The 680-nt window shown below is 62.2% G+C and carries 1 protein-coding gene; it reads left to right on the forward strand.

Features of this window, described 5'->3' with window-relative positions; genetic code table 11:
- A partial coding sequence (locus ACYPXD_RS05795) for a GH36-type glycosyl hydrolase domain-containing protein (RefSeq protein WP_459708482.1) occupies nucleotides 1–680 on the forward strand: 680 nt, incomplete at both ends.

Consider the following 680-nt stretch of genomic DNA (forward strand, 5'->3'; position numbering starts at 1 on the left):
CGCGAGGCGCTGGAGCGTGACGCATGGGACGGCGAATGGTACCGGCGTGCAACTTTCGACGACGGCAGCTGGCTCGGTTCGCACAGCAACGACGAATGCCGGATCGATTCGATTGTTCAGTCGTGGGCCGTACTGTCGGGCGCGGCTCCTCCAGAGCGCGCACAGCTCGCGATGGCTGCGCTGGACCGACACCTGATCCGTCGCGATGACGGCATCGCGTTGCTGTTCACGCCGCCGTTTGACAAGTCATTGCAAGATCCCGGCTATATCAAGGGCTACCCGCCGGGGCTGCGCGAGAACGGTGGCCAGTATAGCCATGCGGCGATGTGGGCGATCTTCGCGTTCGCTCAACTCCACGACGGTAACCGGGCTGCAGGTTTGTTTTCGCTGCTCAACCCGATTAATCACGCGCGTACGCCGATGGAGACCGAACGCTACAAGGTCGAACCCTACGTGGTCGCGGCTGACGTCTACTCAGTCGCGCCACATGTCGGGCGCGGCGGCTGGACGTGGTACACAGGGTCAGCCGGATGGATGTACCGGGCGGGCGTCGAGGGCATTCTGGGGATTCGTAGGGAAGGCGATTTTCTGGTGGTGAATCCGTGTATTCCGGACTCGTGGCCGGGCTTCGAAGCGACCGTCCATATGCATTCGACCCGCTACGAAATCCACGTGAAATC

The organism is Paraburkholderia sp. 2C (genome assembly GCF_054589215.1).